13 protein-coding genes and 1 pseudogene are annotated in these 15,705 nt (G+C 72.9%); 9 read left to right on the forward strand and 5 right to left on the reverse strand.

Annotation, left to right across the window (positions count from 1 at the left end; genetic code table 11):
* The first annotated feature begins 457 nt into the window (after positions 1–457).
* Positions 458–3,265 carry an aconitate hydratase AcnA gene (locus GTW08_RS06265; protein WP_161151561.1) on the forward strand — a complete coding sequence of 936 codons (2,808 nt, stop codon included), beginning with the start codon at positions 458–460 and terminating at the stop codon, positions 3,263–3,265.
* Positions 3,266–3,342: 77 nt separating this feature from the next.
* On the opposite strand, the gene GTW08_RS06270 is transcribed toward GTW08_RS06265, so the two are convergent.
* Positions 3,343–4,092 carry an IclR family transcriptional regulator gene (locus GTW08_RS06270; RefSeq protein ID WP_073574757.1) on the reverse strand — a complete coding sequence of 250 codons (750 nt, stop codon included), beginning with the start codon at positions 4,090–4,092 and terminating at the stop codon, positions 3,343–3,345.
* A gap of 118 nt (positions 4,093–4,210) precedes the next feature.
* Here GTW08_RS06270 and GTW08_RS06275 point away from each other — a divergent pair, with 118 nt between their 5' ends.
* The 8 genes from GTW08_RS06275 to GTW08_RS32655 all read left to right on the forward strand — a co-directional run bounded on the left by GTW08_RS06275 (position 4,211) and on the right by GTW08_RS32655 (position 12,535).
* Positions 4,211–5,494: an SLC13 family permease gene (locus GTW08_RS06275; RefSeq protein WP_073574756.1), complete on the forward strand. Its 1,284-nt coding sequence runs from the start codon at positions 4,211–4,213 to the stop codon at positions 5,492–5,494.
* 25 nt (positions 5,495–5,519) lie between these two features.
* Complete coding sequence (locus GTW08_RS06280; protein ID WP_073574755.1) at positions 5,520–6,911, forward strand: acyl-CoA synthetase; 1,392 nt, start codon at positions 5,520–5,522, stop codon at positions 6,909–6,911.
* Between the two features lie 33 nt (positions 6,912–6,944).
* Complete coding sequence (locus tag GTW08_RS06285) at positions 6,945–8,339, forward strand: glutamate decarboxylase (RefSeq protein WP_073574754.1); 1,395 nt, start codon at positions 6,945–6,947, stop codon at positions 8,337–8,339.
* A complete protein-coding gene (locus GTW08_RS06290; RefSeq protein WP_073574753.1) occupies positions 8,336–9,211 on the forward strand; it encodes a carbohydrate ABC transporter permease in 876 nt (291 codons plus the stop codon). Before GTW08_RS06285 ends, GTW08_RS06290 begins: the two co-directional genes overlap by 4 nt.
* Complete coding sequence (locus tag GTW08_RS31570) at positions 9,208–10,035, forward strand: carbohydrate ABC transporter permease (RefSeq protein WP_139282735.1); 828 nt, start codon at positions 9,208–9,210, stop codon at positions 10,033–10,035. Before GTW08_RS06290 ends, GTW08_RS31570 begins: the two co-directional genes overlap by 4 nt.
* A gap of 8 nt (positions 10,036–10,043) precedes the next feature.
* Entirely contained in the window at positions 10,044–11,336 is a 1,293-nt protein-coding gene (locus GTW08_RS06300) for an extracellular solute-binding protein (protein WP_073574752.1), read from the forward strand.
* Between the two features lie 126 nt (positions 11,337–11,462).
* Positions 11,463–11,849: a VOC family protein gene (locus GTW08_RS06305; RefSeq protein ID WP_073574751.1), complete on the forward strand. Its 387-nt coding sequence runs from the start codon at positions 11,463–11,465 to the stop codon at positions 11,847–11,849.
* Positions 11,850–12,073: 224 nt separating this feature from the next.
* Positions 12,074–12,535 carry an NUDIX domain-containing protein gene (locus GTW08_RS32655; RefSeq protein WP_161151562.1) on the forward strand — a complete coding sequence of 154 codons (462 nt, stop codon included), beginning with the start codon at positions 12,074–12,076 and terminating at the stop codon, positions 12,533–12,535.
* 22 nt (positions 12,536–12,557) lie between these two features.
* Here GTW08_RS32655 and GTW08_RS06315 read toward each other — a convergent pair whose 3' ends face one another.
* The 4 genes and pseudogenes from GTW08_RS06315 to GTW08_RS06330 all read right to left on the reverse strand — a co-directional run.
* On the reverse strand, positions 12,558–13,850 hold the full coding sequence (locus GTW08_RS06315) for an HNH endonuclease signature motif containing protein (RefSeq protein ID WP_073574749.1): 1,293 nt from the start codon (positions 13,848–13,850) through the stop codon (positions 12,558–12,560).
* An 82-nt stretch (positions 13,851–13,932) separates the two neighbouring features.
* Complete coding sequence (locus tag GTW08_RS06320) at positions 13,933–14,469, reverse strand: hypothetical protein (protein ID WP_161151563.1); 537 nt, start codon at positions 14,467–14,469, stop codon at positions 13,933–13,935.
* 138 nt (positions 14,470–14,607) lie between these two features.
* Complete coding sequence (locus GTW08_RS06325) at positions 14,608–15,129, reverse strand: hypothetical protein (RefSeq protein WP_161151564.1); 522 nt, start codon at positions 15,127–15,129, stop codon at positions 14,608–14,610.
* An 80-nt stretch (positions 15,130–15,209) separates the two neighbouring features.
* Positions 15,210–15,705: pseudogene (locus GTW08_RS06330) on the reverse strand (Cmx/CmrA family chloramphenicol efflux MFS transporter); the annotation flags it as partial.

A 15,705-nucleotide genomic window follows, 5' to 3' on the forward strand; every position in this document is an offset into this window, starting at 1 on the left:
GGCTGGGCCGGGAGCACCGCGGCGGCGGGCACGACGACGGTCGCGGCCGCGCCCACCCCGGGCGAGGCCAGCGCGACCGCGACGAGCACGGCCACCACGACGAGGGTCGCCGACGGCTGGCGCGTCACGGGGAGGTCCTTCCATGGGGCGGGCGGGATCGACGGGGAATCGACTGGGAACAGTGCCACTCGTGTCACCCGAACCCCGTGCGACACACCGGACCCGTCCACCGCACGGGGGACGCCACCCGCGCGACGGCGCCGCGACCCCGGCCACACCCGCCTCGCCAGGCTTATAGGACAGGCGTACTATTTGCGGTACGAGGGTCCGCGCTGCTGCCGGCACGGCGGTGCGCGAGACTCCGGCACGACGCAGGTGAGCACCCCCGGCCCGCGGGGCGGGGTGCGTTCACCGCACCGGACATAGCGACCGCCCACCACCACGGGAGGACCACCAAGTGGCCAGCACCGACAGCTTCGGCGCCCGAGGACAACTCGACGTCGGGGGCACCGGTTACGAGATCTTCCGGCTCTCCGCGGTGGAGGGCTCGAAGCGCCTGCCGTTCAGTCTGAAGGTCCTGCTCGAGAACCTGCTCCGCACCGAGGACGGTGCGAACGTCACGGCGGACCACATCACCGCCCTGGCGAACTGGGACCCGCAGGCCGACCCGGACACCGAGATCCAGTTCACCCCCGCCCGGGTGATCATGCAGGACTTCACCGGTGTGCCCTGCGTCGTCGACCTGGCGACCATGCGCGAGGCCGTGACCGAGATGGGCGGCGACCCGTCCAAGGTCAACCCGCTCGCGCCCGCCGAGCTGGTCATCGACCACTCGGTCATGATCGACTTCTTCGGCACCGCGGACGCGTTCGAGAAGAACATCGAGTTCGAGTACGGGCGCAACAAGGAGCGCTACCAGTTCCTGCGCTGGGGCCAGGGCGCCTTCGACGAGTTCAAGGTCGTCCCGCCCGGTACCGGTATCGTGCACCAGGTCAACATCGAGAACCTGGCGCGCGTGGTCATGCCCCGCAACGGGCAGGCCTACCCGGACACCCTGGTCGGCACCGACTCCCACACCACGATGGTCAACGGCCTCGGCGTGCTGGGCTGGGGCGTCGGCGGCATCGAGGCCGAGGCCGCGATGCTCGGCCAGCCGGTCTCGATGCTCATCCCGCAGGTGCTCGGCTTCAAGCTGACCGGGGAGATCCCGACCGGCGTCACCGCCACCGACGTGGTGCTCACGATCACCGAGATGCTGCGTCGCCAGGGCGTCGTCGGCAAGTTCGTCGAGTTCTACGGCGCCGGCGTCGGCGCGGTGCCGCTGGCCAACCGCGCCACCATCGGCAACATGAGCCCGGAGTTCGGCTCGACCGCGGCGATCTTCCCGATCGACGAGGAGACCGTCCGCTACCTGAAGCTCACCGGTCGCTCCGCCGAGCAGATCGCGCTGGTCGAGGCCTACGCCAAGGAGCAGGGCCTCTGGCACGACCCGGACCACGAGCCGGTCTTCTCCGAGACCCTCGAGCTCGACCTCTCGACGGTCGTCCCGTCGATCGCCGGCCCGAAGCGCCCGCAGGACCGCATCGAGCTGACCGACGCCAAGCCGGCGTTCCGCAAGACCGTGCACGACTACACCGACGACGACGTGGCCCCCAGCCCGCTCGCCGGCGTCGACGAGTCGTCGAACGAGTCCTTCCCGGCCAGCGACGCCCCGGCGCTCTCCTTCGCCGACGACGACGCGGCGCCGGTCGTCATGTCGGCCGCGGACGGCTGCGAGGGCCGCCCGTCCAAGCCGGTCACCGTGAAGTCCGACTCGCGCGGTGAGTTCGTGCTCGACCACGGCGCCGTGGTGATCGCCTCGATCACCTCCTGCACCAACACCTCGAACCCCAGCGTCATGCTCGGCGCGGCGCTGCTGGCCAAGAACGCCGTCGAGAAGGGCCTGACCACCAGGCCGTGGGTCAAGACCTCGATGGCCCCGGGCAGCCAGGTCGTCACCGACTACTACGAGAAGGCCGGTCTCTGGCCCTACCTCGACAAGCTCGGCTACAACCTGGTCGGCTACGGCTGCACCACCTGCATCGGCAACTCCGGCCCGCTGCCCGAGGAGATCTCGGCCGCGGTCAACGACAACGACCTCACCGTCGTCTCGGTGCTCTCGGGCAACCGGAACTTCGAGGGCCGGATCAACCCCGACGTCAAGATGAACTACCTGGCGTCCCCGCCGCTGGTCATCGCCTACGCGCTGGCCGGGACGATGGACTTCGACTTCGAGAACCAGCCCCTGGGGCAGGACTCCGAGGGCAACGACGTCTTCCTGCGCGACATCTGGCCCTCGACCGAGGACATCAACGACGTCGTCGACTCCTCCATCACCTCGGAGATGTTCACCAAGAGCTACTCCGACGTGTTCCGCGGCGACGACCGCTGGCGCGCGCTGCCCACCCCCGAGGGCCGGACCTTCGAGTGGGACCAGCAGTCCACCTACGTCCGCAAGCCCCCGTACTTCGAGGGCATGAAGGGCGAGCCGGACCCGGTCACCGACATCTCCGGCGCCCGCGTGCTCGCGCTGCTCGGCGACTCGGTCACCACCGACCACATCTCGCCGGCCGGTGCGATCAAGCCGGGCACCCCGGCCGCGGAGTACCTGGACTCCCACGGCATCGAGAAGAAGGACTACAACTCCTTCGGCTCGCGGCGCGGCAACCACGAGGTGATGATCCGTGGCACGTTCGCGAACATCCGGCTGCGCAACCAGCTCCTCGACGACGTCTCGGGTGGCTACACCCGCGACTTCACCCAGGACGGGGCGCCGCAGTCGTTCATCTACGACGCCGCGCAGAACTACGCCGCGCAGGGCACCCCGTTGGTCGTGCTGGGCGGCAAGGAGTACGGCTCCGGCTCCTCGCGTGACTGGGCGGCCAAGGGCACCGCGCTGCTGGGCGTGCGCGCCGTCATCGTCGAGTCCTTCGAGCGGATCCACCGTTCGAACCTGATCGGCATGGGCGTCGTCCCGCTGCAGTTCCCGGACGGCGAGTCGGCGACGAGCCTCGGGCTCGACGGCACCGAGACCTTCGACATCGCCGGCATCACCGAGCTGAACGACGGGAAGACCCCGAAGTCGGTGCACGTGACCGCGACGAAGGACTCCGGCGAGACCGTCGAGTTCGACGCGAAGGTCCGCATCGACACCCCCGGTGAGGCTGACTACTACCGCAACGGCGGCATCCTGCAGTACGTTCTGCGGGGCATGCTGAAGAGCTGACGCGCACAGCACCCACCACCACACGGAGCCCGTCCCCTCACCGAGGGGGCGGGCTCCGTCGTTCCTGCGGGTCGTTCCTACGGGCGGGCCCCCAGGTCGCGGGAGATGCGCCGGGCGGCGTCGGCGGCGGCGCGGCCGTGGTCGTCGAAGACCTCCTCGGACATGCGCACCGTGGGGCCGGACACCGACAGCGCCCCGACCGGACGGCCGTCGGGACCGAGGACGGGGGCGCCGACCGCGGCGATGCCGTCGGAGAGCCCCTCGGGATTGACCGACCACCCGCGCTCGCGCACCTCGGCGATCCGGGCCCGCAGCAGGTCGGGGTCGACGACGGTGTGCCGGGTGGAGGGTTCCAGCGGGCCGGCGAGGTAGGCGTCGACCTCCGCCGGGGTGCAGGCGGCGAGGTAGGCCTGGCCGGTGGCCGAGGCGTGCAGCGGGATGCGGTGGCCCAACGGCAGGAACGCGCGCAGCCGGTGCGCGGTGTCGAGCCGTTCGAGCAGGACCAGCTCGCGGCCGTCCGGGGCGGCCAGGTGCACGGTCTCCCCCGTCGCGAGCTGCAGCTCGTGCAGCACCGGGACCGCCACCGCCCGCAGGCCGCGGGCGTCGCGGGCCTGGTTGCCGACGGCGAACGCGCGGTAGGTGAGCCGCCAGCGTGCGGTGTCGTCGGTGACGCACCACCCGACCTCGGCGAGCGTGCGCAGGGTGCGCTGCACGGTGCTCTTGGGCAACGCGACCGCCCGGGCCAGGTCCGACAGCCCGACGGGCTGACGCTCCCCCACCGCCTCCAGGACGCGGACCGCGGTCACCACGCTGTTCGTCGGAGCCATCGTCGGTGTTGACCTCCCCCGTTCGGGCGACCTAGTGTCCGCTCCGGGCGGTCCACTGTGCGCACCACTGTGCCACCAGATGGACCGATACGACAAGCGCGTACCAACGGGGGTAGGCATGGCGGTGCAGGTCATCACGCTGGTGGTGTTCGCGGCGGTCTTCGTGATCGCCGAGGTCCGCCGGTCCCACATCGGGATCGTCATGTTCGCGGCCGCCGCCGGCATGGGGCTGCTCGTCGCGGGCCTGCCGCTCGACGACATCGTCGCGGGCTTCCCGGTCGACATCCTGGTCCTGCTGGTCGGGGTGACGTTCTTCTTCGGGATCGCGAAGTCCAACGGCACCATCGGCCGGTTGGTGGACCGGGCGCTGGTCGTCGTCGGCGACCGGACCGCGGCGCTGCCGCTGACGTTCTTCCTGCTCACCGGTGTGGTGTCGGCGATGGGCTCGCCACTGGGCGGGCTGGTCATGGCGCCGATCGGGATGACGGTGGCGCACCGGCGCGGGATGGACCCGATGCTGATGGCGCTGGCGATCGGCACCGGGCTGTCGGCGGGCGGGTTCGCGCCGACGTCGCTGTTCGGGATCGTCACCTGGGGGACGGCGTCGGCGGCGGGCATCGCCCTCAACCCGCTGACCCTGTTCGCGGTCGCGATCATCGCGAACCTGGTGCTGCTGGGCGCGTCCTACCTGATGTTCTCCGCCCGCAGCCGCGTCCCGGTCACGACGGGCGGCGGCGCCGGGCCCGGGGTGCCCGGCGACGAGCAGCCCCCGGCCCGCGAGCCGTTCCGCGTGACGCACTGGATCACCGTCGTCGCGATGCTCGGCCTGGTCGCGGCGGTCGTCGTGCTGGCGGTGCTCGGCGCCGAGCCCGACGTCGGGGTGCTGGCCTTCGCCTTCGGCGCGGCGCTCACCCTGATCGACCCGGACAGCGGCCGCGGCGCCCTGAAGGAGATCGACTGGTCCACCGTCCTGCTGGTCGGCGGGATCATCACCTACGTCGGTGTATTGCAGGAGATCGGCTCGGTCGACCTGCTGGGTGACCTCGCAGCGAGCCTCACCGTCCCGCTGCTCGCCGCCCTGGTGGTCTGCGCGGTGTGCGGGCTGGTGTCGGCGTTCGCGTCGACCACCGGCATCCTCGCCGCGCTGGTGCCGCTGGCGATCCCGCTGGTCCAGCAGGGCGGGATCCCGGGCTGGGCACTGATCTGCGCACTGGGGGTCTGCTCGTCCATCGTGGACGTGTCACCCTTCTCGACGGTGGGTGCGACGCTGGTCGCCACGACCGTCGACGAGCAGGAACGCCCCCGCATGACCGCGCTGCTGACCCGCTGGGGCCTGTCCATGGTCGTCATCGGCCCGATCGCGCTGGTGGGAGCCCTCGTGCTGCCCGCCATGGCGGTCTGACCCCGTCACCACCAGGAGAACGACGTTGTTCCTCACCTCGCTCACCGACAGCCACGACCTCGACCGCGCCGTCACCGTCGGCGACGACGTGCTCTCGCGCGCCGAGCTCGTCGACCGGGCGGGCCGGTTCGCCGCGGGCATCCCCGGCGACGGCCCGGTCGCGGTGCACGCGACCGCCTCGATCGACACCGTCGTCGCCGTCACCGGCGCGATCCTCGCCGGCGTGCCGGTCGTGCCCGTGCCGCCGGATTCCGGGCCCGCCGAGCGCGGCCACGTCCTCACCGACTCCGGCGCCACCGCCTGGGCCGGGGAACGCCCCGACGACGTCGACCTCCCCGTGGTCCTACCGGGGGCGCAGCCGATCGGCCCGCGCCCGGTCGACCCCGCCGCCACCGCGATGCTGCTCTACACCTCCGGCACCACCGGACGCCCCAAGGGCGCCCAGCTCTCCGGCGCCGCGATCGCCGACGGCCTCGACGCCCTCTACGAGGTCTGGGACTGGACCCCCGACGACACCGTCGCCCACGGCCTGCCCCTGTTCCACGTCCACGGCCTGATCCTCGGCGTCCTCGGATCACTGCGCCGCGGCTCCCGCGTCGTGCACACCGTGAAGCCGCAGCCCGCCCGCTACGCCGCGGTCGGGGCGTCGATGTACTTCGGGGTGCCGACGGTGTGGAACCGCATCGTCGACGAACCCGACGCCGCCCGCGCCCTGTCCCGCGCCCGGCTGCTGGTGTCGGGCAGCGCGCCCCTGCCCGCATCGCTGTTCGACCGGATCGCCGCGCTCACCGGGCAGGCGCCGGTGGAGCGCTACGGCATGACCGAAACCATGATCACCCTGTCCGCGCACGCCTCCGGAGAACGCCGCGCCGGCTGGGTCGGACTCCCCGTCCCTGGCGCCGAGACCCGCCTGCTCCCCGCCACCGACGACCCGACCGACGCCGACACCGTCCCCGACGACGGCGAGACCGTCGGCCGCCTGCAGGTCCGCGGCCCCATGCTGTTCGACGGATACCTGAACCGCCCGGACGCGAACGACGAGTGCTGGGCCGGCGAGGGCTGGTTCCGCACCGGTGACCTCGCCGTCCGCGACGCGGGCGGGTTCCACCGCATCGTCGGCCGCGAGTCCACCGACCTGATCAAGTCCGGCGGCTACCGCATCGGGTCCGGCGAGATCGAGGCCGTCCTGCTCGACCACCCCGCCGTGTCCGAGGTCGCCGTCGTCGGCGTCCCCGACCCCGACCTCGGCCAGAGGATCGTCGCCTACGTCGTCGGCGACGGCCACGACGCCCAGGTCCTCATCGACCACGTCGCCGGGCAGCTGTCCTGGCACAAGCGGCCGCGCGAGGTCGTGTTCCTCGACGGCCTGCCCCGCAACCCGATGGGCAAGGTCCAGAAGAAGCTGCTGGGAACCTGAGCGGACCGGGCCGTCCGGTTCTAGGTTCGGATCATGCCCGGTGCGCACTCACCCTCGGAGGACCGCGGCGACGACCGCGCGGTCCCGGTCAACCCGGTCTTCGCCGCGGAGCCCGTCGACATCCCCCGCTTCCGCATCCCCGACACGGGGATGCACCCGGAGATCGCCTACCAGGTGGTGCACGACGAGCTGATGCTCGACGGGAACGCCCGGCTGAACCTGGCCACGTTCGTCACGACGTGGGCGGAGCCCCAGGCCGAGCGGCTGATGGCCGAGTCCTTCGACAAGAACATGATCGACAAGGACGAGTACCCGCGGACCGCGGACCTGGAGCAGCGGTGCGTGCGGATGCTCGCCGACCTGTGGCACGCCCCCGACCCGGGCCGCGCGATCGGTTGCTCGACGACGGGCTCGTCGGAGGCCTGCATGCTCGGCGGGCTGGCGCTCAAGCGGCGCTGGCAGCACCGGCGGAGGGCGGCGGGTCTCCCGACGGACCGCCCGAACATCGTGATGGGCGTGAACGTCCAGATCTGCTGGGACAAGTTCGCGAACTACTGGGACGTGGAGCCGCGGCTGGTCCCGATGGAGGGCGACCGGCTGCACCTGGGCGTCGACGAGGCCGTCGCGCTGTGCGACGAGAACACCATCGGCGTCGTGGCGATCCTGGGGTCGACCTTCGACGGCAGCTACGAGCCGGTCGCGCAGCTGTGCGCGGCGCTCGACGACCTGCAGTCCCGCACCGGGCTGGACGTGCCGGTGCACGTCGACGGCGCGTCCGGGGCGATGGTCGCGCCGTTCTGCGACCCGGACCTGGAGTGGGACTTCCGGCTGCCGCGGGTGGCGTCGATCAACACCTCCGGCCACAAGTACGGCCTGGTGCACCCGGGCGTCGGGTGGGCGGTGTGGCGCGACACCGACGCGCTGCCCGAGGACCTGGTGTTCCGGGTGAACTACCTCGGCGGTGACATGCCGACGTTCGCGCTGAACTTCTCCCGCCCCGGCGGCCAGGTGATCGCCCAGTACTACAACTTCCTGCGGCTGGGGCACGAGGGCTACGCCCGGGTGCAGGGCACCTGCCGGGAGATCGCGACCGGGCTGGCCCGGCGGATCGAGGCGACGGGCGCGTTCCGGCTGCTCACCGACGGCTCGCACTTGCCGGTGTTCGCGTTCACCGTCGCCGACGGCGAGCCGTTCTCGGTGTTCGACGTGTCGGCGGGTCTGCGCGAGACGGGGTGGCTGGTCCCGGCGTACACGTTCCCGGAGAACCGGGAGGACCTGGCGGCGCTGCGGATCGTGGTCCGCAACGGGTTCAGTCACGACCTGGCCGCGCTGCTGCTCGACGACCTGACGCGGGTGCGGGAGCGGCTGCGCCGCCAGGCCGGTCCCGTCCGCGGGAGCGAGGCCGCGGGCTTCGCCCACGGGACGTGAGCCGGTCCCGGCGGGACACCCGCACCGCGTACCTGCTGCTGGCCCCCAGCCTGGTGGGCGTGCTGCTGTTCCTGCTGGTCCCGGTGCTGATCGTGCTGGGGCTGGCGCTGTTCCGGTGGGATCTGGTCGGGCCGCGGACCTTCGTCGGGCTGGACAACGTCGTCGCGGTCGCCGCGGACGGCCGGTTCGCGCGGTCCCTGCTGGTGACGGCGTTCTTCGTACTCATCGTCATCCCGGTGCAGACCGTGCTCGGGCTGGCGGCGGCGCTGCTGCTGGACCGCGGGCTGCCCGGGACGACGGTGTTCCGGGTGGTCTTCGTGCTGCCGTGGATCTGCGCGCCGCTGGTGCTGGGCGTGGTGTGGCGGTGGATCCTGTCCCCCACCGACGGCGCGCTCAACGCGCTGCTCGGGATCCGCGTCGAGTGGCTGGCCGACCCGGCGCTGGCGCTGCCGTCGGTCGCCGCGGTGACCGCCTGGACCCAGGTCGGCTACGTCGCCCTGTTCTTCCTGGCCGGGCTGCGCGCCATCCCGGACACGATCGTGGAGGCGGCCCGGCTCGACGGGGCCTCGGCGTGGCAGCTGCTGTGGCGGATCCGGTTGCCGCTGCTGCGCCCGACGCTGTTCTTCGTGCTGGTCACCGGGGTGATCTCCAGCTTCCAGGTGTTCGACTCGGTGTACGCCCTCACGCCGAACGGCGGCCCGCAGGGTGTCACCGACGTCGTCGCGGGGCGGATCTACTACGAGGCGTTCGAGAACCGCGCGGTCGGGCAGGCCGCGGTGATGGCGGTGGTGTTGTTCGTGATCCTGGTGGTGGTGACCGTGGCCCAGCAGCGGTGGTTCAGCCGTCGCACGACCTACGAGCTCGACACGTGAGGCGGGGCAGGCTCGTCGACGCGGCCGTGCTGGTCGCGCTGCTGGTGGGCGCGGTGGCGACGCTGGCGCCGTTCGTGCTGAGCGTGACGACGGCGCTGAAGACGACCCGGCAGTTCGCGTCGACGCCGGTGCTGTCACCGCCGGCCCCGCCGACGGTGGAGAACATCGTGACCCTGTTCGGCCGGGACTACGACTTCGTGACCCCGATCGCGGTGACCGCCCAGGTGGTGGTCGTCGTCCTGGTGGGGCAGCTGCTGTTCTCGGTGCTGGCGGCGTACGCGTTCGCGCGGCTGGAGTTCCCCGGCCGGGACGCGCTGTTCTGGGTGTACCTGGGGACGCTGATGGTGCCGCAGGCGGTGACGGTGATCCCGCTGTACCTGATGATGACCGAGGTGGGGCTGCGGAACACGTTCTGGGCGCTGGTGCTGCCCTACGTGCTCGGGTCGCCGTTCGCGATCTTCCTGTTGCGTGAGCACTTCCGGACCATCCCGCAGGACCTGATCGACGCCGCCCGGCTCGACGGCGCCGGGACGGTCGGGATCCTGCGGCACGTCGTGGTGCCGGTGAGCCGGCCGATCCTCACGACGCTGGCGGTGATCACCGTGGTGACGCACTGGAACAACTTCCTGTGGCCGCTGGTCATCACCTCCGGCCGGACCTGGCAGGTGATGACGGTGGCGACGGCCGGGCTGCAGACGCAGTACAACGGGAACTGGCCGGTCGTGATGGCGGCGACGACGGTGGCGGTCGTCCCGCTGATCGTGCTGTTCCTGGTGTTCCAGCGCAGCGTGGTCCGCTCGATCACGATCACGGGGTTCCGGTGAGACGGCGGATGGGCGCCGCCCTGGCGCTGGTCGGGGTGCTGCTGCTGGCGGCGTGCTCGCCGGCGTCCCGTTTCGACGACGACGGCGTCACCACGGTGACGCTGAGGCTGTGGGACACTCAGGTCGCGGCGGCCTACGAGCGCTCGTTCGCGGCGTTCTCGCGGGCCAACCCGGACATCCGGGTCGAGCTCGTGCAGGTTCCGTTCTCGGACTACTTCACTTCGCTGCCGCTGGACGTCGCGTCCGGCACCGCGACCGACATCTACTGGGTCAACTCCTCGAACTTCGGGGCGTTCGCCGACGCCGGGAGACTGATCGACGTCGGTGCCGCGCTCGCCGACCAGCGCGCCGGCTGGGTGGACGCCGCCGCCGAGCAGTACACCCGCGGCGGGACCCTGTGGGGCGTCCCGGTGGTGACCGACGGCCGGATCGCCGTGTTCTACAACAAGGACCTGGTCCGCGCCGCCGGGGTCGACCCGGCCGCGCTGCGCTGGGACCCCACGGACCCGGCCCGCGACACCCTGCTCCCCGCGGCCCGGAGGCTGACCCGCGACGCCGCCGGACGCAGCGCCGGCACGCCCGGATTCGACCCGGGCACCGTGCGCCAGTACGGCTTCAACGCCGCCCGGGACCTGCAGGCGATCTATCTCGACTTCCTCGGCTCGGCAGGCGGGCGGCTCCAGGCGCCCGACGAGACCTTCGACGTCGCGACACCCGCGGGCGAGCAGGCGTTCGGCTACCTGGTGGACATGATCAACACCGAGCGGGTGGCGCCGTCCGCGGCGGACACGAACCAGAACCCGGACTTCAGCCGCGACCAGTTCCTGCAGGGCCGGATGGCGCTGTTCCAGAGCGGCACCTACAACCTGGCCAACATCGCCGAGGGCGCCCCGTTCGAGTGGGGCGTCGCCCCCATGGTCGAGGGTCCGCGGGGCCGGGTCAGCGTGGTGTCGAGCATCGTGGCCGCCGGCAACGCCGACAGCCCGAGGCGCCCGGAGATCCTGCGGGTGCTGCGCTGGCTGGGCTCTCCCGAGGGGGCCGCCCCGGTGGGCGACAGCGGCGCCGGGCTGCCCGCGGTGACGGCGGCCCAGCGGGGCTGGTTCGACTACTGGGCCCGGCGCGGCGTCGACACCCGGGAGTTCGTCGCGGACGGCCCGACGACCCCGGCCCCGTCCGGCCCGAAGGTCGGCGCGGCGACGACGGCGATGGAGCCCGCGCTCGACGAGCTGTTCGCCGGCCGGGTCCCGGTCGGCCCGGGGCTGCGGGCCGCGCAGGACGTCGGCAACGCGGCCCTGCGCTGATAACCTCCGCGTTGCGCCCCCGATGGGCCCAGCCGGAAGGAGTTCTCGCCAGTCCCGCACGGGCCCGCGGGCGCAGCTCCTACCGCAGGTCGTTCGCGTGGTCCCCGCTGTCGTCAGGAGACCCGTATGGCCTGCACGTTCAACCACACGATCATCGCCACCCGGGACCGGGTGGCCTCCGCCGCGTTCTACCGGCACGTCCTGGAGGCGGCGCAGGCGCCGTCCTGGGGGCCGTTCACCAACATCGCCCTCGACGGCGGTGTCCTCGTCCAGTTCGCCGACCTGCCGCTCGACGTGGTGCCCGAGATCCAGCCGCAGCACTACGCGTTCCTCGTCGACGACGCGTTGTTCGACCGCGCGTACGCCCGGCTCGTCGAGGATGGGACGGAGCACTGGGCCGACCCGCAGCGCACGCGTCCCGGGGAGATCAACCACGGTCACGGCGGGCGCGGGGTGTACTTCCTCGACCCGGCCGGCCACTATCTGGAGATGATCACCCGGCCGTACGTGTGACGTGGCCGCGGCCCGGCGCCGGCTCGACGCCGCCCGGCCCGACCCCGGCCGGGCCCCGGACTGGCCCCGGACTGGATGGGTCCGCTGCTGCGCGGGCTGGAGCACGCCGGGCCGCGCGACATCAGCACGAACGACCTGCCGGCCGACCACGTCGGGCCACGGCAGTCGGCCGTGCTGGTGCTGCTCGGGCAGGGCCCGGACGGCCCGGAGGTCGTCCTGCAGCGGTGGGGCCCGGCGGCTGCGCCACTCCGGGGGGGGGATCTCCTTCCCCCGGGGGCCGCGCGGACCCGGGCGACGCCGACCCGGCCGCGACGGCGCTGCGGGAGGCTACCGAGGAGACCGGGCTGGACCCGTCCGGTGTGGACGTCGTCGCGATGCTGCCGCGTCTGATCCTGCTGACCGGGTTCCACGTGACCGCGGTGCTCGGGCACTGGCGGACGCCGACCCGGCTGCACGCGGTCGACCCGGCCGAGACCGAGGCGGTGCTGCACGTGCCGCCGGCGGTGCTGGCCGGCTCGGCGCACCGGTTCCGGCTCCGGGCCGGCGGCGGGGTCTGGCGGGGCCCCGGGTTCCGGGTGGGCGACGACGTGGTGTGGGGGTTCACCGGCGACGTCGTCGACGCGGTGCTGCGACTGGGCGGGTGGGAGCGGCCGCCCGGCCCGGAGCTGGAGTGGGAGTCGCTGTGACCGCGGCGCGCGCGTAGGCCACTCACGACGAGGCCAGGACGGCGTCGAGCAGCACCGGAGCACTGTGCCGAGGGGTTCGTGGGACGGGCAGGTCGGGCCGGTGGAGCGGGTTGCGCCGGGGCCCGCCCGGCACCCAGGGCGGTGGATGGAACACCGGGAACCCGCCGTCGATCTCGACCGCCCAGTCCCCGATGTGGATCATGCGATGGTGGTGCGGACACAGCAGCACCAGGTTCGTCAGGTCGGTGCATCCACCGTGGGCCCAGTGCCGGACGTGGTGGGCCACGCACCACTGCGGCGGCGCCTCGCACCCCGGGAACGCGCACCCGCCGTCGCGCTGGGCCAGCGCGCGACGCTGCGCCCGGTTCGCCAGCCGCTGCTCCCGGCCGACGAACAACGGCTCGCCCGTCGACGCCAGCACGATCGGCACCACCCGCGCATCACACGCCAACCGCAGAGCGCCCTGCGCCGCGATCGCCGCGGACAACCCACCCGCACCGAACCCGAGCAACCCCGCCCCGGCACCCGAGGTCAGGGTCTCCAGGGGCACCGTCACGGTCAGCGCCACCGGCAGCCCGTTCTCGACGCCGAGGTCCCCGACCGCCAGCAACCGACGGGCCAGCTCGACCAGACCGTCCCCGTTGCGCTCGGCCGTGGAGCGTTCGTCCCGTGCCTGCCCGGCGCCGTCGGGCGGGACCGGGGCGGTGAGCGGCGACAGCGCGCTGCGCAGGACCGCGGCGGACTCGGTGTCCAGCCAGCCCCGCGCCTCGAACCCCGACCCTTGCGGACGCAACGCGAGCCGGTTGCGGGTCGGTTTCGGTTCCCGCGGACGCGGCCCGTCGGGATCCAGCAGCGCGACGGCCCGCCTGCCGAGCGTGTCCACCGCATCGGGATCCAGGGTCCCGGCGTGGGCGACGAGGTCGGCCTCCAGCACCGGCCGGTGCTCGCCGAGATGCGGGGGCAGCGAGGCGAGCACCCGGATGATCACGCGCACGTGCTCGGGGGTCACCGCGCACTGCTCGAACGCCTCCGCCAGCACCGGCAGCTCGGGGTCGACCTGGTCACCGGTGATCAGGAACAGCGGCGAGAGCTTCCGGGCGGCGTCGACCCGGGCACGGGCGGTGGACGCCCCGACGTTCTGCACCGTGCGCAGCAGGTCCGCGGTGTCCCGGAACCCCTTCGCCCCGGCCAGACCGCGGGTGGCGACCTCGGCGACGAGGGCGACCAGGGACGCGGACTCGCGGTTGATCCGTTCCTGGACGGCCGCGACCGCGACGAGAAGGTCCTCGTCGTCGGTCTTCCAGAGCTCGTCCACGCATCTGATTCTACTCGACCATGCGTTCGATGAGTGCCCGTTGAGCTGCGCGGACGGTGTACGGCGACGAGCGGCTCGGTGGTCAGCCCACGTCGGGTGCGTAGCTCGCCACGACCCATCCGCGCTCGTAGTCCATGTCCCACTCCAGATAGAGGGCGGGGCCGCCGCCAGTCGTCGTCATGAAGGCGGACACCCGGCCGGAGCCGACGACGTCGTAGTTCAGCTCGACACGCGACTCGGCGGGGATGAACGCGACCAGGTTCGGCACCAGGGGGCGGCCAACGTTCTCCGTGGCGTCGTCGGCGCTGAGCCGGCGCATCCCGGTGGCGTCACCGGCCCGCCACGCGGTCAGGAACTCGTCGGCGCTGCGTCGCGCATGGCGTTCCTGCACCTCGGCACGGTCGACGCAGGCCCGGTCGCTGTCCGGGCCGGTCTCGCCGCGGCAGACGTCGTTCAGCTGCTGCCAGCGCGCCCAGAGCCCGTCGAGGTCCGTCCCGGCCACGGCCGACGGTGGGACGGGCGCCGGGGTCGCGGCGGGAGCCGTCGTGCGCGGGGTCTGCTCGACCGCGTCCACCCCCGTCGCCGACGCCGCGGTGGCGACCGGTGGGGGAACGACCACGGCGACCGCGGGAGGCGCGGGCGGTGCGGCGACCGGATTCGAGGCAGGCATCACGACCAACGCGGTGACCACGCCGGTCGTGAGTACGACGAGGACCCCGACCAGTGAGAGCCACCGTAGGAGCGTCGCGTGCACGGCTCAGCCCCCGCAGATCGGGTCGAGAGGGTTCTGCAGACATCTCGCCCGCTCGGCCGAGCCCACCGGGTAGCCCGCGCCCGGTTTGTACTGGCCGCGAGCGACCAGCTCGGCCGGGTCCACGTACTCGCCACTCTGCCGTCGCTGCTGCTCGAGGTACTCCCGCTGCGCCTGCTCCTTCGCGGCGTTCAGCTCGGGGCAGGCCTTGTTGGTGATGTCGTCCGGGTGTGCCGGGTCCCCGAACTCGGCGTCGGCCCACGGCTCACAGGTGTAGACCACCGGCTCCTGGACGAACGACTCCAGTGGCGCGGCGGGCACTATCCCGTCAGGGACCACCGGCGCCGGGAAGTCCCGCGTCACCGCGCTCGGCCCCGACGCCGCCGCCCGCAGGGCCGTCGGCCCGGCGATCACCGGCGCCGCCGACGCGAACGACGCGACGCAGAGCGCGGCAGCCGTCGTCGCCGGCACCACAGCGGCCAGGACGAGGCGGGGCACGGAACGGCGTGCGCGGCGGTGCAGGATCATCGCGCGGTCTCCCCGGTCGACCTCGGGGCCGCCCGACACGGCCCGTACGCCCGGTGGATCGCTCCGGACGGAGCACGTCGTTATCGTCCGGACGGCCGTTCATCGGAAGTGATGACGGGGTCCGGCACGCCGGCCGGGCGGGCGACCGAAGCCAGCATTGGCGAAGCGACCAGGGCCAGCGCCGCCGCCGTCCACACCGGACCGGTGGGCCCGGCGACGGCGAGTCCCGCACCGCCCAGCAGCGGGCCCACCGTCGCCCCGGCGTTCAGCGACGCGGTGGCGACGGCGCCGCCGACGGTCGGCGCCTCGCGGGCGAGCGTCAGTGCCCGGACGACCAGCGTCGACCCGACCGCGAACCCGAGCGCACCCACCAGCCCGACCAGTGCGAGCACCGCCGCCGGATGTCCGGAACCGAGCGCGAGCGCGGCCCAGCCCACCGGCAGCGCACCGCCCGCGACGAGCAGCAGCGGACGAGTGCGGGTGTCGGCGAACCGGCCCGCGACGCCCACTCCGGCGACGGCGCCGACCCCGAACAGCAGCAGCCCGGCGGGCACCACGGGCGGGCCGCCCGCCGTC

This window comes from Pseudonocardia sp. SID8383 (assembly GCF_009864975.1).
In the GTDB taxonomy this organism is placed as follows: Bacteria; Actinomycetota; Actinomycetes; order Mycobacteriales; family Pseudonocardiaceae; genus Pseudonocardia; species Pseudonocardia alni.